The sequence below is a fragment of the Woeseia oceani genome (assembly GCF_001677435.1).
Classification (GTDB): domain Bacteria; phylum Pseudomonadota; class Gammaproteobacteria; order Steroidobacterales; family Woeseiaceae; genus Woeseia; species Woeseia oceani.
Genome location: NZ_CP016268.1, coordinates 24301 through 42123, shown reverse-complemented (window position 1 = coordinate 42123; position 17823 = coordinate 24301). Strand labels below are relative to the sequence as shown.

The following is a 17823-nucleotide window of genomic DNA, read 5'->3' as shown; positions in this document are numbered from 1 at the left end:
GCGTTGCCCAGCGGGTGAGCGCACGCCGGCCCGATACGCGCGATCCAGCGGTTTTCCGCCAGGCAGCAGCGACCGGCAAAGGTTCCGTTGGTCATTCAGTTACGACTTTTTTCTTGTCGCTTGGAGACGTTAGTTGATGAATAGGATTTTTCTGATCGGTAGTCTGTGCGTTGCACTGGTCCTGGGTACAGGCTGTGCAGTTTCGGCCGATAGCCGCAAGCCAATTGAATTTTTCGCCAGCGGACTCGACAAACCGTACTCGGATGCCGTCAGGGTTGGCGACGTGCTTTACCTGTCGGGTCAGGTCGGTATTCGCCCGGACGGAAGTATCCCGGCGGGGATCAAGGCCCAGACTCGCCTCGCCATGGAAAACCTGTCCTCAGCGGTAGCCCAACAGGGCGGCAGCATGGACGATGTCTTCAAGTGCACCGTTATGCTGGCAGACATGGCGACATGGTCGGATTTCAATGACATCTACGTCACTTTTTTCACCCCCGGGCAGCGGCCAGCCCGCAGTTCCTTCGCTACCAACGGAATGGCGTTCGGATTATTGGTCGAGGTTGTTTGTTTGGCGCACGTTCCGCAGTAGCGCTGAGACTCTGAACACGGGCAAGGGGACAAGGATGTCCCCGCGGCCCGCCAGCTATCGATACCTGCTTCCAGGCGTATCTGGAGACAGGTTGGCGCTGCTCTGAGGTCGCGCTGGTCAGCGCGGACGCCCGCCACCTTATGACGATTCCCCGCTTATTCGAATTCGGTTGAGCGGCTGCAGCAGGTTACTTTGGCGCGTTCGCGGGCATCAGGCGAGTCGTGTTTACGGTTGTTGACAGCCCTAGGGCAATTCGTTGCGACCGGCCGAGGGGGGATCAAAGCAGCCGGCCGCAACGATTACAAACTCGACGGTAACCCGTCGACAGACATTTGCCGGCTTACGTTGGCAGCTCCGCAGGCGTGGTTGACGCTCTGCCGATTACAGTGCGTTCGTGTTCGGCGATACAGGCCCGGCGGTAGCTCAGATTTATCCTTGAACAGGCCAGACAAATCGCCGGACTGCCCTCAGTACTGGGGTCCCGATCCATTTCGATGGCGATATAACTGTGGTCACACACGTGGCATTTCACGCGGGCTTCCCAGACATTATTGACTTCGTTGCGTGGATCACCGGCGCGCTGCAGCAGAATCTTTCTGCGCTGAACCTCGTAGGTCATTGCATACAGGAAACCACTAATGATGAACGTGACCGGGGTCGACCAGACGATACCGGCAGAACCGCCGTACTCATAGAACAGAACACCAAACAGTGAGCTGCCAATCCAGATCCACGCACCGGCACTGAAGCTGGCAAGGCGGCCAGTGCGGAATTCAGTAAGCTCTTCCTTCGCCCGGATGACATGGATAAGCATGATCGCCACCCAGGATGCGATAAATGCTCCCTGCCACGCGAGTGCAACGAACAAATAGCTGAGTACGTCGGTGAGCATGCAGGCGTAGACAATGACGCCGCAGACCATCACCGCGCCAACCCGCGATATCTTGTGGCGGAACAGTCTTGCCCAGAGATCCTCCATGTTGGTTGATGCAACATAGAAGTTGGCGGTGTTGATGCGTGCCTGAGTGACCCACACCAGAATCAAGCCCCAGCCGCCCATAAGCGTCACGATGAAATTCACGATACCTGCTGTAGAAACTTCTCCGGACAGGCCTGCGGCGTAAGCGATGTAAATGCCAAGCAAACCGTTACCAAGATAACAAAACGCGTAGAACACCGGGCCAAAGGTGACTACGCCGTTAAACTTCGCATCTTCCACTTTGCCAAAGCGAGCGAAATCAACGGTGAACATCATCAGTACAAGCACACCAAGGTAGACGAAGAACGCGTACAACCAGCCGGGCGCATTGAGATCAGGGGCAGAGGACGGCATGTGTGTCAGCCAACCCGCAGTATCGAAGCGGGCAGCGGCCATCGCTACAACAATAATGAGTCCCGCCCAGTAAATCGGCAGCAACAGCGCATTGTACTTGTCCATCCAGCGTCGTATGCCGCCCATAACCAGGGGCAGGTTCATCAACACGGCGACGGCATACCAGACGCGAATATCCAGTCCACCGAAATAGGAGTCGAAAGCGTGCGCAATCATCGTACTTTCGAAGACGGCGTAGTACATGGCCGTCGCGGTCAGGATTAACGGCGCAACTATGGATCCGGATGCGCCAAACAGCCGTTGCGAGATCAACGCGACAGTCAGTCCTGTTTGTGCAGAGTACTTCGAAATTACATGACCCAGGACCCCGAATGCGGTACACGCGAGGACAATACCGATCAGGGTATCCACAGTACCTACGACACTGGCAATCGTCGCGGCGGTTACGAGGTAGAAAATGCCGCTGACCAGCGAAGACCACGACATGGAAAGAGATTTCTTGCTACTGCGCCAAGAGTACGGGACTACGTGGGTAGTGTAATCCTCGGTGGCGGCTTCCTTCACAACACGTGGATCATCGGTGTAACTAATCTCGAGCGGTACAAGATCTCGACCTGGAGCAGACATGTTTTCTCCTTTCAAGCGGTGACCTGCATCGCGACTGTTTCGGAACAACGGGTGTTCAGGAGTTCCGATACCGCAAGCATGTCCGTTTCGTGATGACTATTTCCAATTTCAATGGGTACGGTGTATCTCGGTAATGTCTTGCGATCTCAGAGCATGGCCGAACGATTCAGATTGGCGCGGCGTCCGGATAACAAGATGAAGATATTTGACGCGACGGATAGACGCTGAGGGTACTTGTCAGGTCTACTGAACAAAGACTGGCGCCCCGCGTCGTTCATTCGAACGCTATGATTGCGCCGGCGACGCGCCGTCGTGATGATGGGCAATGCTGCTGACGAACAAAAAGAGCATTCAGCATTAAGGTGTGACGTAACTGTTCTGTGCGCATAACGGCTGTCCGTTGCTATCAATATCAGGTGCGAGTTAGCTCCCGGCAGCTTCTGAATTTTGCTGACGAATTATTATTTTTGGGAAATCGTTTGTGACTTTTATTGTCTTGACGACTTCAAACAACTTGTACATATAATGGACAAGCGTTCCGGCACAAGATACGAGATGTTTCGCAATACATTATTCCAAGGTGGAATGAAGTTACATGAAGATACCGCGCAGGTTTTTACCTTCTTTAGCAACACTCTCCGCATTTGAAGCGGCTGCAAGGACCGGCAGCGTTACAGCAGCAGCCGAATATTTGAACCTCACGCAAAGTGCAGTGAGCCGGCAGATAAAGTTGTTGGAATCGCAGCTGGAAGTACCGTTGTTCTGGCGTGAACGACAAACGATTCGTCTGACAGACGCCGGCCGCGCGTACGCGAGAGAGATACGCGAGAGCCTGGAACACATCGGCGCTGCCTCAATGAATTTGCGGGCGAACCCGTCCGGGGGAGTCCTTAATCTTGCGGTAATGCCGACCTTCGGCAAAAACTGGCTGGTGCCACGCCTGCCGAAATTTCTGAATTTGAATCCGGATATTAAGCTGAACCTGGTTACCCAGAGCGCGCCGTTTGATTTTCGAAAGAAATCGGTAGACGCGGCGTTGCACTATGGCACGAAAGACTGGGCGGAGGCGCAAAGTGCGTTTTTGTCGAATGACGTGGTATTGCCCTATTGCAATCACGAGCTGATGAAAAAGTACTCATTCAAAGAACCGAAAGATGTTCGAAAAGCGCCGCTATTACATCTGAAGTCGCGCCCGGATGGTTGGGAGCAATGGTTAACGAATAACGATGTCGAAGCGGATCATGTGCGTGGCATGTTGTTCGACGAGTTGGCAACAGCGGCGGCCGCCGCAGTTGCCGGTCTCGGGGTTGCCCTGTTACCGACCTTTCTGTTCGAGGAAGAATTGAAACGATCATCATTGGTCTGCGCCATTGACCGCCCCATGCAGACCAACGGCGGGTATTATCTTTTCTGGCCGACGGACCGCGCCGAGTTTCCGCCGCTGGTGGCCTTTCGCCAGTGGCTCGTCGATGAAATGAGAGGCTGATCGAGCGCTTTACAGCGCCCTGCCTGATGCCGGGCGGAGATCGGCCGCTGGCCCCACACGCCGCATTCAGCGCCTGGTTTCAACGCTCGGGAACGACAGACGTCTGACAGGCTTCGATTGAAGCTTCGTCGTTTCGACGGATCACGCAGCCGGTCAGTACTGGGCCTGATTCAGCAAAAAAAATGCCGGGCGGTTTGCTACCGGCCCGGCATTTTGTATGGTTACCGCGTCCAATGTTCAGGCAGCGGTTGAGCAAGATTCGCGTTGGCGCTATTTCTTGCCTTTCAAACGCTGGGACGCCCGGTAACGGGCCTGCGCTTCCGCCAATTCCAGTTGCGCGCGCTTGAGGTCGGTGTGGCCAGAGGCGCCCTTCAGGCTCTCTTCAGCATCCTGTTGCGCTTTCAGCGCAGCGGCTTCGTCCAGCTGTTCACCGCGCAATGCCGTATCGGCCAGCACGGTGACCAGGTGCGGCTGAATCTCGAGCATGCCACCCGTGATGTAGAAAAAGTGCTCCTTGCCGTCCGTATCCTCAACCCGAACTTCACCCGGTTTGAGGGTGGTGAGCAGCGGCGCATGGCGCGGTGCGATACCGATCTCGCCCATGCTGGCCGGTGCGAAAACCATACTGGCATCGCCCGAATGGAGTTCGCCTTCGGCGGATACGATGTCGACCTGGATCGTTGCCATTGTCTATTCCTGATCGATGCTTATTGCATCTTCTTGGCTTTTTCGACCGCTTCTTCGATCGAGCCAACCATGTAAAACGCCTGCTCGGGAAGATGATCGTAATCGCCGTTGACGATGCCGTTGAAGCCACGGATGGTCTCGGCAAGAGAAACGTACTTACCCGGGCTACCTGTGAAGGTCTCAGCAACGAAGAACGGTTGCGACAGGAAGCGCTGGATTTTGCGAGCGCGGGTAACGGACAGTTTGTCGTCTTCTGACAGCTCGTCCATACCGAGAATTGCGATGATGTCCTGCAATTCCTTGTAGCGCTGCAGAACTGCCTGGACGCCGCGGGCGCAGTCGTAATGTTCCTGACCGATAACCAGCGGATCGAGAATACGACTGGTTGAGTCGAGCGGGTCAACGGCCGGGTAGATGCCCAGTTCGGCAATCTGGCGGGACAGAACCAGCGTTGCATCCAGGTGAGCAAAGGTCGTGGCAGGCGACGGGTCGGTCAAGTCATCCGCAGGAACGTAAACGGCCTGGAAGGAGGTAATGGAACCGGTCTTGGTGGAGGTAATGCGTTCCTGGAGTACGCCCATTTCTTCAGCAAGCGTCGGCTGATAGCCCACGGCCGATGGCATACGACCAAGCAGTGCGGATACTTCCGTTCCGGCCAGGGTGTAACGGTAGATGTTATCGATGAACATCAAGACGTCACGGCCTTCGTCGCGGAATGCTTCGGCCATGGTCAGTCCGGTGAGTGCCACACGCAGACGGTTGCCCGGTGGCTCGTTCATCTGACCGTAGACCAGCGATACTTTGTCGATAACGTTCGACTCGGTCATCTCGTGGTAAAAGTCGTTACCCTCACGAGTACGTTCACCAACACCGGCAAATACCGAGTATCCGGAGTGCTCAGCCGCGATGTTACGGATGAGCTCCATCAGGGTTACCGTCTTGCCGACACCAGCACCGCCGAACAGGCCGATTTTGCCGCCCTTGGCGATGGGCATGATCAGGTCGATGACCTTGATGCCGGTCTCCAGCAGTTCGGTGGCAGCCGCCTGTTCTTCGTAAGTCGGCGCTGCGCGGTGAATCGGCATTTCCGTTTCTGCACCGATCGGGCCTTTGTTGTCGATAGGCTTGCCGAGCACGTCCATGATGCGGCCGAGTGTCTTCGCACCAACCGGTACCTGGATGGCTGCGCCGGTATTGCGGACGTTCATGCCACGCTTCAGGCCTTCACTGGCACCCATCGCAATCGTGCGCACCACACCGTCGCCGAGCTGCTGCTGCACTTCAAGCGTGATGTCGCCTTCTTCAATGACGAGCGCATCGTAAATCTTGGGGATGGCATCGGCCGGGAACTCCACGTCCACGACAGCGCCAATGATCTGCACAGTTGTTCCGGTGCTCATTATTTTGACCTCTAACCTGAGACGGCAGCTGCGCCGCCTACAATTTCTGAAATTTCCTGGGTGATCGCTGCCTGTCGCGCCTTGTTATAGGCAAGCTGCAAATCTTCGATGATGTCACCGGCGTTGTCTGTAGCGGACTTCATGGCCACCATTTTCGCTGCCATTTCGCTGGCCAGGTTCTCTACCACGCCGCGGTAAACCTGGGATTCGATATACCGCATCAGTACATCGTCGAGCAGCTCCGTGGCATCGGGCTCGTAGATGTAATCCCAATGATCCTGCAATGATTCCTCGCCAAGGTCGATCTGGCTAACCGGCAGCAAGGTCGTCACCGTTGGTGACTGCGTCATTGTATTTACAAACTTGTTGTTCACGAGGTACAGGCGGTCGATCTCACCTTCGGTGTAAGCGTCGAGCATGACCTTTATCGAGCCGATCAATTCGTTGACGCTCGGGCGATCGCCAATGTGGGTAGTGGTACCCAGCACCTTGCCACCCAGGCGCTTGAAGAACTGCACGGCCTTCGAACCCACCAGCGAGTACTGGACCTCAACGCCCTTTTCCTGCCACTGGCTGACTTCGCCGATGACTTTCTTGAACAAATTGACGTTCAAGCCGCCGCACATTCCACGGTCGCTGGAAATGACGATGTAACCAACGCGTTTCACTTCGCGCTCAATCAGGTACGGATGCCTGTAGTCCGGATTGGCAAGCGCAAGGTGACCGACAACGCGACGGATACGCTGGGCGTAGGGACGCGACGCTTCCATCTGATCCTGCGCTTTGCGGATCTTGCTGGCTGCGACCATCTCCATCGCTTTGGTGATCTTCTGCAGGTTTTTAACGCTGCGGATCTTGGTGCGAATTTCTTTTTCGCCCGCCATATCGTATCTCTGTTTCCGTCGTTTACTGCGTGCTTAAGAGTGCGTCAGACCTCTCGGTCATTCCCACATGGTTTGCTGCGAACTACTAGAACGCGCCATTGTCAGCGAAGTCCTGGCAAGCCGCTTTCAGGCCAGCCTGAATGTCCTCGCTGTAATCACCGCTGGCATTGATCTTGTCGATCAGGTCACCGTGTTTCGCCCGCGCAAAGTCATGCAACGCTTCTTCGTAGGCGACAACCTTGTTTACCGGGACCTTGTCGATGAAACCTTCGTTCGCTGCGTACAGCGAAAGGCCCATTTCAGCAACGGATAGCGGCGAGTACTGTTTCTGCTTCATCAACTCGGTCACCCGCTGACCACGCTCAAGCTGCTTGCGGGTGGTCTCGTCGAGATCCGAGGCAAACTGGGCGAAGGCGGCCAGCTCACGGTACTGCGCGAGGGCGAGTCGCACGCCACCGCCGAGCTTCCTGATGATCTTGGTCTGGGCCGCGCCACCAACGCGCGATACGGACAGTCCGGCGTTGATAGCAGGACGAATACCGGCGTTGAAAAGGTCGGTTTCGAGGAAGATCTGGCCGTCGGTAATCGAGATTACGTTGGTCGGTACGAAGGCCGACACGTCACCAGCCTGGGTCTCAATAATTGGCAGAGCGGTCAGCGAACCGGATTGGCCTTTCACTTTGCCGCCGGTGAATTCTTCAACGTACTCGGCACTGACTCGTGCCGCGCGTTCCAGCAATCGGGAGTGAAGATAAAACACGTCACCCGGGTAGGCTTCACGACCTGGCGGACGACGCAACAACAAAGACATCTGGCGGTACGCCCATGCTTGCTTGGTAAGGTCGTCAAAAATGATCAATGCATCCTGGCCGCGGTCGCGGAAGTACTCGCCCATCGTCGTGCCGGCGTACGGTGCGATGTACTGCATTGCCGCCGAGTCAGCGGCTGATGCGGCAACCACGATCGTGTGATCCATGGCGCCTTCTTCTTCGAGCTTGCGTACAACACCGGCAATCGACGAGGCTTTCTGACCGATAGCGACGTAGATACATTTAATACCGGTGCCTCGCTGGTTGATGATGGCATCAACCGCGACAGCCGTTTTACCGGTCTGGCGATCGCCGATGATCAGCTCGCGCTGACCACGACCGATGGGCACCATGGAGTCGATGGACTTCAGGCCGGTCTGTACCGGCTGATCAACCGACTTGCGCTCAATAACGCCAGGCGCGACTTTTTCGATCGGCGCGGTTTCTTTAGCGCTGATTGGGCCTTTGCCGTCGATGGGTTCGCCGAGGGAATCAACAACGCGACCCAACAGCTCCTCGCCAATCGGCACTTCAAGAATACGACCGGTGGTTTTGACCGTATCGCCTTCAGAGATGTGCTTGTAATCACCGAGCACAACCGCACCGACCGAGTCCTGCTCAAGGTTCAGAGCCAGGCCGAAGGTGTTCTGCGGAAACTCGAGCATTTCGCCGTAGCGAGCGTCGGCGAGGCCGTGGATTCGCACGATGCCGTCAGTAACACCAATTACGGTGCCAACGTCACGAGCTTCGGCTGCGGACTCGAAGTTCTCGATTCGCTCTTTAATCAGCTGGCTGATTTCAGAAGCTTTGAGTGCCATGTTGCTTTCCTCGTTATGCGGTCAGTGCGGTAGCCAGACCTTGCAGTCGGGCGCGCAGTGAACCATCAATTACTACGTCGCCAGCGCGGATGATCGCGCCGCCGATGAGTGTGTCATTTGTTTCCATCGTGAGCCGAACGTCGCGTCCAAGGCGGGCTTTCAATGCCGACGCAATTTCCTGTTGCTGCGCATCACTCAGCGCGACCGCTGCTGTCACAGTAACGTCGATAGTGTTCTCGACTGCCGCCTTGAGCTGGTCAAAGTGCACGGCGATTTCAGGCAACACATCAACCCGATCGTACTCAATCAGCAGTTTGAGAAAATTCTCGCCCTGCTTGTTGCTGCCGTCGAACACAACGTTATTGCCACCCGCCGAGGTGATCAGACCGGTCAGGAACGTCAGCCGCTCGGCGTCTTTCAGCTTCGGGCTGGCCAAAAACTTGGCGGCCTGCCCGTCAGCCAGCAGACTACCGGCGATGTTTAACGCGTCGGACCACGGGCCAAGCTCGCCGGCATCGCGTGCGAGGTCAAACGCCGCATGGGCGTACGGTCTCGCGATCGTGTTGTTGTCTGCCATTGCCAGTCTTACTCCGCGTTACAGTTCCGCAGCAAGCTTGCTGAGGATGTCTTCATGCGCTTTGGGATCAATCTCGCGCAGCAGAATCTTTTCGGCACTTGCAACGGCAATGGCGGAAACCTGGCCACGCAGCTCTTCGCGAGCGCGACTGATTTCCTTCTCGACCTCGGAACGACCCGCAGCGAGCTGCTTGTCGCGTTCTTTGGCGCCGTCAGCCTTGCCCTCGGCAACGATCTCGTTGGCACGGCTGTGCGCCTGGTCAAGGATGCCAGTCGCCTGCTTTTTGGCGTTGGCAATGATTTCGTCTGCTTCCGCTTGTGCTTTTTCGAGGCTGTGCTGACCGCGCTCGGCGGCCGCCAGGCCGTCAGCAATCTGCGTCTGGCGCGCTTCGATAGCGTTCATGATCGGCGGCCATATGAATTTCATACAGAACCAGACAAACACGATCATCGCGATTGTCTGGCCGGCCAGGGTACCGATATTAATGTCCACTAGAGACTCCTTGGGGTCGGGCTATTGTCCCCTTGCTTTGCAGCAAACGGCATTCAACCGCCAGTTGCGTTCTGCAGCTGGGCAACGAACGGGTTTGCAAACGCGAAGAACAGGCCAACACCGACACCAATCATGGCCACAGCATCGAGCAGTGCCACAACGAGGAACATCTTGACCTGCAACATCGGAGCCAGCTCTGGCTGCCGCGCGGCACTTTCGAGGAAGCGGCCGCCCAGAAGGCCCATGCCGAGGGCCACACCAAGTGCGCCAAGGCCAATCATAATCGCGACGGCAATCGCGGTTAAACCAATAACAGTTTCCATCAGTATCTCCTGTCGAGGATCAAGTCGAACAATTAAAAACAGGTTGTGCGTTTGTTGATCAGTGCTCTGCCGAGGCAAGGCTCAGATAAACAATAGTCAACATCATAAAAATAAAGGCTTGCAGGGTCACGATCAGAACGTGGAATACGGCCCAGCCGAAGTGCAATGGCAGCTGGTACCAGCCAACCAGGGCAATAAGTATGAAGATCAGCTCACCGGCAAACATGTTACCGAACAAACGTAAAGACAGTGACAACGGCTTCGCGAGCAGTGAGACCGTTTCAAGCAATAAGTTGAACGTGATAATCAGTGGTGCGGCAATGATGCCGAGACCCTTGGTCGGGGGTGCGATCGGATGCAGCGTCAGCTCGGCAACAAAGCCGCCAACACCCTTGCTCTTTATTGTGTAGGCAACAATTAGAATGAACACGGAAAGGGACATGGCGAAAGTGACGTTGACGTCGGCCGTTGGCACAACCTTCAGGTAAGGCACACCAACCGCGGCCGCGGTGAACGGCAGCCAGTCCACCGGTAGCAGGTCCATCAGATTCATCATGAAGACCCAGACAAAGATGGTCAGCGCCAAAGGCGCTATCAGCTTGCTCTTGCCATGGAAGGTATCGCGGACGTTGGAATCAACAAAATCGACGATGATCTCGACCGCCGCCTGCATTTTACCCGGAGTACCCTTGGTCGACTTCTTGGCGACACTGCGGAATAGCAGAATGAAAACCAGGCCGAGTACGATCGAAATGACCATCGAATCGACATTGACCGCCCAGAAATTGCCGGCGCACTGGTTCCAGACCCATTCACCGTCTGCCCGGCACAGCTGCAGATTCTGCAGGTGATGCTGGATGTAGTCGCCGGAACTTACCGGGCCGTGTCCGCTTTCACTCGCCATTTGTCGTATCCGTATCTCGGTGTGGTTCCTGACCGCGCATCAACAACCCCGCGAGCGTGGCCAGTTGACAGACGATAAACGTCGTAAACAGTGGCAACGCGGCGATCGGCCGTACCAGTGCAAAGATCAGTGCAAACATCGTCAAGGTCAGCGCGAGCTTCCCCGTTTCTCCAATATAGGCCGCGTTGAGCAGGGCTCGCGCGCCAGGGTCGCGCCGGGGCGCGACCAGACGCATCGCCAGCCAGGCGTTAGGGATCGCACAGGTAAGTCCGCCCAGCAGCGCTGAATAGCCTGCTACCCGTCCTTTCGTGCCCCAAAACAACACAGCCAGTGCCACGCATAGGCCCAATTGCAACAACAGCAGGCGAATGAGGGGGTGAGCTGCGGAGCCTTTGGTTTGCTCCCCGGCCTTAACCGTCATTTCTCGCGTATCTCCGACATTAAAAACGCCACGTCCACCGGGTATCCGGCGGTGGGTGGCGTCGAAATCGCTGTCTATCCAAGCGGGCCTGCGTTTAGGCCGCGCATTATAGTGGTGAGGTGGGGGTAAGGCAACAGAATGGGCCACCGTATTTCCTCCGCGATCTCCCTCCTGTATGACGCCATATGCCGAAACGTCAAGGCCACACAGGTCATAATTGGTCAAATTTCGACAATGCGACCTGTCGCACAATGTCCTGCGCCAATCCTGCGTATAACGGCATCAGTATCAATTGCCACGGATAGAGTGGCCAAAACGGCGGTGAATAATCACCACTGCCGTTCTGGCAGGAGATGTAATGCAATTTTTGACCAGTGAGCTCGCCGCCAAGAGCCACAGCACGATCGATGTCGCACGTGGATTCAGCCTGCTCCCGGCCACCTTTTCGGAAGCAATGAGCCTGGACCGGCGGTTGACCGACCCGCTTCGGCGGATCGTCCTGCTCACCAAGCGGGATGTCAGTGCGGGCACAGTCGCGGTCTTGATCAAGGCCGCCAAACGACAGCCGCTTGGGCTGGTCGTTTGTGTTGATCGTGAAGCACTGCGGCTCCGGAATCAGGATTACCTGATTGACGACCTCGGCTCCATCCCCAACGTCCAGTGGCTGCGCCCCAAGTTCAACGATGACGAGCTGCTGGCCGCCGTGCGCAATAGCCGGCAAGCGCTGCTGCGTGTGCCCGAACTGGAACTGGCTTCGGCACTGGTTAACCGCGAATTCTCGCTACGCTACCAACCGAAAGTCGTCCGTGGCGATGGCCAGAACTGGAAAACCGCCGAGGTTGAGGCATTGCTGCGCTGGGAGCACCCGACCAGGGGCAGTGTTGGACCCATGGATTTTCTGCCCGAACTGGAAGCGTTCGGCATGATGCGTACCGTGAGTGAATTTGTGCTGCATGAAGCTGCGGCGCAGTTGCTCAGGTGGCGAAAGGGCGGGCTCGAGCTTAGTGCGTGTATCAACCTGGCCTCGAGCCAGCTGAACAATCCGAAGCTGGCAGATCGCTACGAAACCATCGTCAAAGAACGCGGGCTGGAATGCTCGAACTTCACGTTCGAAATCGTCGAGCACAACCTTGCTGATTCGAATGCGCCCCACCTGCAGGTCGTCAAGCAGTTGCGGGAACGCGGTTTTCGAATTTCGCTGGACCACTTTGGAATTGCAGCTGCCTCGCTCGGCAAGCTCATTGAGCTGCCAGTGGATGAAATCAAGATTCATTCCGCCGCACTGAAACGTGCCCGGCAAGACGACGTTGTGCAGAAGATGCTCGCGGCCGTGACCGGGCTGGCTCACAACCTTGGAATCTCGGTCTGTGCTGAAGGTGTCGAAGAACAGGAAACCTATGATTTTCTTGAGAAAATTGAATGCGACAAGTTGCAGGGTTACCTGATCAGCGAGGCCGTAATGCCTGACCTGATTCAAAGCGGTTACAGCGCTGAAAGCATCGATATTCACGCTGTAGCCTGAAACTCAGGCACGGCTTACCCGCAACAATATCGGCCATGAAAATTTCATTGGCGACCCGGGCGGGTGATTTCCGATGTCTGCCGACCGTTGCCTGCTGGTCTTTCGAACCAGGACAGGTAGACTTTCGCGCCCACTTTCTTTGCCGGAAACCACAGTGCGTCGATTACTGATTCTGTCCCTGTTTGCTTCACTGGCACTGGCTGCCGACCTTCCCGACCCACTCGACGCCGGCTGGAACGGTAACGCCGTCTGCGAAAAGCTGCACGAGGATGCGCGGCAACGTGTGCTGCGTTGCGTTTTCCCGCCCGGCGGCGGTCACGTACGGCACTTCCACGCGGCCCATTTCGGCTACATCCTCGAAGGCGGTCGCATGCAGATCACCGATGCCCGCGGAACGCGAGTTCAGTCGCTGACCAGCGGCGCAAGTTGGACGAGCGACGGCGTCGCATGGCACGAAGTCCTCAACGTTGGCGAGACAACCTCGAGCTACCTCATCGTCGAACCCAAGTAAGCGGCCGACCCTCCGCCAGTACGGCCTGGATCAGGCTACTTGATGTGTTTCAGGATGCCGTCGAGTTCATCGAGGTTGTTGTAGCTAATCACCATTTTGCCGCTGCCCTTTGCCGTATGGTCGATACGTACGGTCGCGCCGAGCTTGTCGGTCACCTCGGTTTCCAGGCGCCGGATGTCAGCATTGGCGGTTGGCTTGCTGGCGGATTTGGCCGCCGGTCGGTCGGACTGCATGCGCCGCACCAGCGCTTCGGTATCGCGGACGGACAGCTTCTTTTTCACAACCTGTCGCGCAGCATCGAGCTGTTGCGCAGAATTGCTTAATGCGAGCAATGCGCGCGCATGGCCCATCTCGATCTCGCGCGACTCCAGCATCGGTTTGACCTTTTCGCTGAGGTCCATCAGGCGCAGCAGATTGCTCACCGCCGCACGTGAACGGCCTACCGCTTGTGCAGCTTCCTGGTGAGTCAGCTCGAATTCGCGAATCAGCCGCTCCAGGGCGCGGGCCTCTTCCAACGGGTTCAGGTTCTCGCGCTGGATGTTCTCGATGAGCGCCATGGCAATGGCCGCTTCATCCGGAATCTGCTTGATGATCGCCGGAATTTCACCGAGCTGCGCGAGCTGCGATGCGCGCCAACGGCGTTCACCGGCAATGATTTCGTAGCGTGGCTGACCGTCGGCACCTTTATCCAGCGGGCGAACAACGATCGGCTGGACCACACCCTGCGCCTCGATTGAACGCGCAAGGTCTTCAAGCGTGTCCTGCCGCATGTCCACGCGTGGCTGGTATTGGCCGCGTTGCAGTTGCTCAATGGGAATATTGCGCAGTTCGTCGTCACCACTGGCACCTGCCGGTGCAGGATCCGTGGCTGTAGCCGTAGCCGGCTCGCGCGCGGCAGCCGGTTTGCTCAACAGCGCTTCCAGACCGCGTCCCAGTCGTTTTTTCTTAGTCATGTTGGTCTCTGCATCGAGGGTTTCGCCGGGCCGCTGTTCTTCTGGTTTTGCAGCAGCTTCTCTCAGTGGCCGGCGGAAGCGCGCTCATCTTCGCGCCGCAATACTTCGCCCGCAAGTGCCAGGTACGCCAGAGCACCACGGGAATTGCGGTCATGGTACAGCACCGGCCGACCGAAACTCGGTGCCTCGGCCAAACGCACATTGCGCGGGACGACGGTACGGAAGACCTTGTCCTCAAAATGCGCGATGAGCTGATCCGATACTTCGTTGGACAGGTTGATGCGCGGATCGACCATGGTGCGCAGCAGTCCGAAAACGTTCAGATCCGGGTTCACACTGGCCCGAACCTGTTCAATGGTGTTCAACAACGCTGACAGACCTTCGAGCGCGTAGTACTCACATTGCATCGGTATCAGGACGCCGTCCGCTGCCGTAAGCGCGTTCACTGTCAGCATGTTGATCGACGGCGGGCAGTCGATAAGGATGAAGTCGTAGAGCCCGGCAACCGGCTTCAGTGCCTGGCGGAGTTTCATTTCGCGGCCGATTTCCTGCAGCAATTGCACCTCGGCAACGGTCAGGTCTTCGTTGCCAGGCAGCAGTGCGAAATCGCCTTCCGGCACTGAAACAATGGCATCGGCGGCCGACACCTCGCCCAACAAGACATCGCACGCGGTACTTTCCAGCTCGCGCTTGTCCACACCGCAGCCCATCGTGGCATTGCCCTGCGGGTCGAGATCGATCAGCAGCACACGGCGCTGGGTTGCCGCCAGCGATGCCGCCAGATTGACACAGGTGGTGGTCTTGCCAACGCCGCCTTTTTGGTTGGCGACCGCAATGATGCGAGTCATGCGCACACCCCGACCTGTCGCGTCAGGCATATTGCGTGTCGCTCGTGTTGCTCGAGACCGGGTACTTTCAGTTTGCTCACGTCTGCTTTCCATGGTTCGGCGGCCTCGCCAAGCTCGGCAAGTTCCGCGGCCGGGTATTTTCCCTTGAGTGCGAGCAGCATGCCAGTTTCATTGATGAGATGTCCGGTCTGCGCCAGCATTCTCGGCAAAGGTGCGAAAGCCCGCGCGATTACGGTATCAAAGCCCTCCTCCGGTGCATACTGCTCGACCCGCGAGTGCACGGTCCTGGCGTTGCGGAGGCCCAGCTCGCCGATGATGTGCTGCACAAAGCGAATTTTCTTGCCGTTGCTGTCCAGCAGGGTCACCGCAAGCTCCGGGTTCGTAATCGCCAACGGCAAGCCGGGAAAGCCGGCGCCGGTGCCAACATCCAGTATCCGGGTACCCCGCAGCAACGGTTGCGCGGTCAGGCTGTCGAGCACGTGGCCGCTGATCATTCCCGGTAAATCGCGAATCGCGGTCAGGTTGACGCGCGCGTTCCAGCGTTGCAGTTCCAGGAGCAGGACTGCAAGCTGCTCCGCCGCGGTATCGGGGAGTTCCTGCGGCAAGCGGGCCGCACCGCGTTTGATCGCGGTCGCAATCTCGGCCGGGGTCATGTTTAGTTGCCGTCGAGCAAATGCTGGCGGAAGAACAGCACCATGGCTTGCTGGTAGATATCGCGATTCTCTTTTTTTCTGTAACCGTGGCCTTCGTTGAGTGCATTCATATACCAGACCGGGCTGCTCTGAGCGCGCAGCGCCGCTACCATTTGCACGGCCTCGGTAACCGGCACGCGCGGGTCATTCTCACCCTGTACGACCAGCATCGGCACCTTGATACGCGAGACATTGTTCAGCGGGCTGATTTTCTGCAAGTGCGCCCGCATGGCCGGATCGCGCTCATCGCCGTATTCGGCGCGGCGCAGATCGCGCCGGTAATCCTGAGTATTCTCGAGGAAAGTAACGAAATTGCTGATGCCGACGACATCGACGGCGGCGGCGAGACGGTCGCTGTAATGCACCGCACTCGCGAGCACCATGTAGCCACCGTAGCTGCCACCATAGACCGCTACCTTGTCGGCGTTAAGATCGTCCTGCTCAGCTACCCAGTCCAGCAACGCGCCGATGTCGCGCACCGAATCCTCGCGCTTGAAGCCGTTGTCGAGAGCTAAATAGCTCTTGCCGTAGCCCGCCGAGCCACGCACGTTGGGTACGACCACGGCAACGCCGAGCTTCGCCAGCCACATCTGGTAGGTACTGCTGAAGTACGGACGTGACTGGCCTTCCGGCCCGCCGTGTATGGAGATAACGACAGGGAACGGACCGGGCCCTCGTGGCTTGTAAACCCAGGCGGGAATCTGCCGGGGTTTGCCGTCAACCTGGTCGAAGGTCGGGTAATGCACGAGTTCCGGCGTTACGAATTGCGTGGTATCCAGGCCACCGACTTCACTGAACGTCCAGCGGGTCAACGCGCCGGACTGCAGCGGCCGCTGACCAAGCTCGAGCACGTAACTGTCGGCGGGCGACAGCGGCGAGTTCAGGGTCAGGCCCAGCTTGCGATCATCGGGACTGAACTCCAGACCGTATGCCTGACCCGTCGGCAAGCTGTCTACGCGGCGGTATTTGCGGCTTTTTGTGTCCAGCAGGTACAACGCTGACCGACCGTCCTCATTGACCAGGAACGCAATGCGTTTGCGGTCATGGCTGATTGCGCCGGCGTCGACATTCCACGGGATATCCGCCGTTACCAGCTCCGGCTGGCTGCCCGGCTGCAATGCCTGCCAGGCCAGCTGATCGAACTCGCCGCCACTGTCGGTGATAAGCCAGATGCCCTCGTCGTTCTCGCTGAACGCCAGTGGGTAGTTGGAGGTCGCCTGCTCACCGCCGCCGGCGAGGCGAACGTGTTCACCGGTATCGAGGTCCAGCAGATGAATGCGCGAATCGGCAATGCTGACGTAGTTGTAGGCCAGCAGCTTGCTGCCCGCGGCCGAGTACTCGGCAGGACCCCACCAGCTGCCGTCTTGCGATTCAAGTACCAGCCGCGCGCCGTCCGGTTCGTCCGGGTTCATGACCCAGATGTCGTTCGAGGCACCGTTGCGGCGGGTACTTTGGTAACTCAGTTGAGTGCCCTGCCGGTTCCAGACGGTTGCACCGTTGCGCGATTCACCATCACTCAACATCGTGGCGGTACCGTCAGCGGGGTTCAGCAGGAATAGCTGTGCGAATTCGCTGCCACCCGCATCTCGCTGGAAACTCAGGGTGTTGCTGCCGGGCCGGCGCAGCACACCGGTAAGCGGCTCGTCAAAAAACGTCAGCTGGTGACGTGCCCCACCCGGCCGATCAACCCGGTGCAACTGATTCACGTCGGCGAACCGGGTGCTAATGAAGATGCTGTTGCCGTCGGCGCTCCAGTCCAGAAAACTGGCTGAGCGTACGTTCTGGAAACGGTTGAGGTCGGAGACGACGTCGGCGGGAATGACCGGCACGTCTTCCATTACCAGGTTGCCATTGTTGGCCGTGCGTAGCTCCTGCGCGAATACCGTCGCCGAGAACGATAGAAGTGCCAGCGATCCCAGCAGACGGTAGGTCATTTACTTTTCCCCG

Annotated in this window: 18 protein-coding genes; 4 read left to right on the top strand and 14 right to left on the bottom strand. The window is 57.6% G+C overall.

Annotation, left to right across the window (positions count from 1 at the left end; all coding sequences use genetic code 11):
* The first annotated feature begins 136 nt into the window (after positions 1 to 136).
* On the top strand, positions 137 to 589 hold the full coding sequence (locus BA177_RS00185) for a RidA family protein (RefSeq protein WP_082989718.1): 453 nt from the start codon (positions 137 to 139) through the stop codon (positions 587 to 589).
* Positions 590 to 929: 340 nt separating this feature from the next.
* On the opposite strand, the gene BA177_RS00180 is transcribed toward BA177_RS00185, so the two are convergent.
* On the bottom strand, positions 930 to 2549 hold the full coding sequence (locus BA177_RS00180) for a purine-cytosine permease family protein (protein WP_068611657.1): 1620 nt from the start codon (positions 2547 to 2549) through the stop codon (positions 930 to 932).
* A 595-nt stretch (positions 2550 to 3144) separates the two neighbouring features.
* Here BA177_RS00180 and BA177_RS00175 point away from each other — a divergent pair.
* Positions 3145 to 4035: a LysR substrate-binding domain-containing protein gene (locus BA177_RS00175; RefSeq protein ID WP_068611655.1), complete on the top strand. Its 891-nt coding sequence runs from the start codon at positions 3145 to 3147 to the stop codon at positions 4033 to 4035.
* Between the two features lie 270 nt (positions 4036 to 4305).
* Here BA177_RS00175 and BA177_RS00170 read toward each other — a convergent pair whose 3' ends face one another.
* The 9 genes from BA177_RS00170 to BA177_RS00130 all read right to left on the bottom strand — a co-directional run bounded on the left by BA177_RS00170 (position 4306) and on the right by BA177_RS00130 (position 11350).
* Positions 4306 to 4722 carry a F0F1 ATP synthase subunit epsilon gene (locus BA177_RS00170; protein WP_068611653.1) on the bottom strand — a complete coding sequence of 139 codons (417 nt, stop codon included), beginning with the start codon at positions 4720 to 4722 and terminating at the stop codon, positions 4306 to 4308.
* A 20-nt stretch (positions 4723 to 4742) separates the two neighbouring features.
* Positions 4743 to 6122, bottom strand: a complete 1380-nt coding sequence (gene atpD, locus BA177_RS00165) for a F0F1 ATP synthase subunit beta (RefSeq protein ID WP_068611652.1) — start codon at positions 6120 to 6122, stop codon at positions 4743 to 4745.
* An 11-nt stretch (positions 6123 to 6133) separates the two neighbouring features.
* Positions 6134 to 7006, bottom strand: coding sequence for a F0F1 ATP synthase subunit gamma (gene atpG / locus BA177_RS00160; protein WP_068611650.1), 873 nt, complete (start codon positions 7004 to 7006; stop codon positions 6134 to 6136).
* An 85-nt stretch (positions 7007 to 7091) separates the two neighbouring features.
* Entirely contained in the window at positions 7092 to 8633 is a 1542-nt protein-coding gene (gene atpA / locus BA177_RS00155) for a F0F1 ATP synthase subunit alpha (protein ID WP_068611648.1), read from the bottom strand.
* A gap of 13 nt (positions 8634 to 8646) precedes the next feature.
* Positions 8647 to 9210, bottom strand: a complete 564-nt coding sequence (locus BA177_RS00150; protein WP_068611646.1) for a F0F1 ATP synthase subunit delta — start codon at positions 9208 to 9210, stop codon at positions 8647 to 8649.
* Positions 9211 to 9228: 18 nt separating this feature from the next.
* Positions 9229 to 9696, bottom strand: coding sequence for a F0F1 ATP synthase subunit B (locus tag BA177_RS00145; RefSeq protein WP_408068435.1), 468 nt, complete (start codon positions 9694 to 9696; stop codon positions 9229 to 9231).
* Between the two features lie 59 nt (positions 9697 to 9755).
* The gene (gene atpE / locus BA177_RS00140) at positions 9756 to 10025 is read right to left on the bottom strand and encodes a F0F1 ATP synthase subunit C (RefSeq protein WP_068611642.1); all 270 of its coding nucleotides are present in this window, start codon (positions 10023 to 10025) and stop codon (positions 9756 to 9758) included.
* Positions 10026 to 10083: 58 nt separating this feature from the next.
* Positions 10084 to 10929, bottom strand: a complete 846-nt coding sequence (atpB, locus tag BA177_RS00135) for a F0F1 ATP synthase subunit A (RefSeq protein ID WP_068611640.1) — start codon at positions 10927 to 10929, stop codon at positions 10084 to 10086.
* Positions 10919 to 11350, bottom strand: coding sequence for an ATP synthase subunit I (locus BA177_RS00130; RefSeq protein WP_068611638.1), 432 nt, complete (start codon positions 11348 to 11350; stop codon positions 10919 to 10921). Before BA177_RS00130 ends, atpB begins: the two co-directional genes overlap by 11 nt.
* 358 nt (positions 11351 to 11708) lie before the next feature.
* Here BA177_RS00130 and BA177_RS00125 point away from each other — a divergent pair, with 358 nt between their 5' ends.
* Positions 11709 to 12872: an EAL domain-containing protein gene (locus BA177_RS00125; RefSeq protein WP_068611636.1), complete on the top strand. Its 1164-nt coding sequence runs from the start codon at positions 11709 to 11711 to the stop codon at positions 12870 to 12872.
* Positions 12873 to 13026: 154 nt separating this feature from the next.
* Positions 13027 to 13383, top strand: a complete 357-nt coding sequence (locus BA177_RS00120) for a cupin domain-containing protein (RefSeq protein WP_068611634.1) — start codon at positions 13027 to 13029, stop codon at positions 13381 to 13383.
* Between the two features lie 35 nt (positions 13384 to 13418).
* On the opposite strand, the gene BA177_RS00115 is transcribed toward BA177_RS00120, so the two are convergent.
* From BA177_RS00115 to BA177_RS00100, 4 genes are all read right to left on the bottom strand, one after another.
* On the bottom strand, positions 13419 to 14336 hold the full coding sequence (locus BA177_RS00115) for a ParB/RepB/Spo0J family partition protein (RefSeq protein ID WP_068611632.1): 918 nt from the start codon (positions 14334 to 14336) through the stop codon (positions 13419 to 13421).
* Between the two features lie 62 nt (positions 14337 to 14398).
* Positions 14399 to 15184, bottom strand: a complete 786-nt coding sequence (locus BA177_RS00110) for a ParA family protein (RefSeq protein ID WP_068611630.1) — start codon at positions 15182 to 15184, stop codon at positions 14399 to 14401.
* On the bottom strand, positions 15181 to 15837 hold the full coding sequence (rsmG, locus tag BA177_RS00105) for a 16S rRNA (guanine(527)-N(7))-methyltransferase RsmG (RefSeq protein ID WP_068611628.1): 657 nt from the start codon (positions 15835 to 15837) through the stop codon (positions 15181 to 15183). The genes BA177_RS00110 and rsmG overlap by 4 nt, the downstream gene beginning before the upstream one ends.
* Positions 15838 to 15839: 2 nt before the next feature.
* The gene (locus tag BA177_RS00100; RefSeq protein WP_082989716.1) at positions 15840 to 17810 is read right to left on the bottom strand and encodes a S9 family peptidase; all 1971 of its coding nucleotides are present in this window, start codon (positions 17808 to 17810) and stop codon (positions 15840 to 15842) included.
* Between the last annotated feature and the right edge of the window lie 13 nt (positions 17811 to 17823).

Coding starts and splice junctions, on each gene's coding strand:
- BA177_RS00185 (WP_082989718.1), top strand. CDS start 137: ATGAATAGGATTTTTCTGATCGGTAGTCTGTGCGTTGCACTGGTCCTG.
- BA177_RS00180 (WP_068611657.1), bottom strand. CDS start 2,549: ATGTCTGCTCCAGGTCGAGATCTTGTACCGCTCGAGATTAGTTACACC.
- BA177_RS00175 (WP_068611655.1), top strand. CDS start 3,145: ATGAAGATACCGCGCAGGTTTTTACCTTCTTTAGCAACACTCTCCGCA.
- BA177_RS00170 (WP_068611653.1), bottom strand. CDS start 4,722: ATGGCAACGATCCAGGTCGACATCGTATCCGCCGAAGGCGAACTCCAT.
- atpD (WP_068611652.1), bottom strand. CDS start 6,122: ATGAGCACCGGAACAACTGTGCAGATCATTGGCGCTGTCGTGGACGTG.
- atpG (WP_068611650.1), bottom strand. CDS start 7,006: ATGGCGGGCGAAAAAGAAATTCGCACCAAGATCCGCAGCGTTAAAAAC.
- atpA (WP_068611648.1), bottom strand. CDS start 8,633: ATGGCACTCAAAGCTTCTGAAATCAGCCAGCTGATTAAAGAGCGAATC.
- BA177_RS00150 (WP_068611646.1), bottom strand. CDS start 9,210: ATGGCAGACAACAACACGATCGCGAGACCGTACGCCCATGCGGCGTTT.
- atpE (WP_068611642.1), bottom strand. CDS start 10,025: ATGGAAACTGTTATTGGTTTAACCGCGATTGCCGTCGCGATTATGATT.
- atpB (WP_068611640.1), bottom strand. CDS start 10,929: ATGGCGAGTGAAAGCGGACACGGCCCGGTAAGTTCCGGCGACTACATC.
- BA177_RS00130 (WP_068611638.1), bottom strand. CDS start 11,350: ATGACGGTTAAGGCCGGGGAGCAAACCAAAGGCTCCGCAGCTCACCCC.
- BA177_RS00125 (WP_068611636.1), top strand. CDS start 11,709: ATGCAATTTTTGACCAGTGAGCTCGCCGCCAAGAGCCACAGCACGATC.
- BA177_RS00115 (WP_068611632.1), bottom strand. CDS start 14,336: ATGACTAAGAAAAAACGACTGGGACGCGGTCTGGAAGCGCTGTTGAGC.
- BA177_RS00110 (WP_068611630.1), bottom strand. CDS start 15,184: ATGACTCGCATCATTGCGGTCGCCAACCAAAAAGGCGGCGTTGGCAAG.
- rsmG (WP_068611628.1), bottom strand. CDS start 15,837: ATGACCCCGGCCGAGATTGCGACCGCGATCAAACGCGGTGCGGCCCGC.
- BA177_RS00100 (WP_082989716.1), bottom strand. CDS start 17,810: ATGACCTACCGTCTGCTGGGATCGCTGGCACTTCTATCGTTCTCGGCG.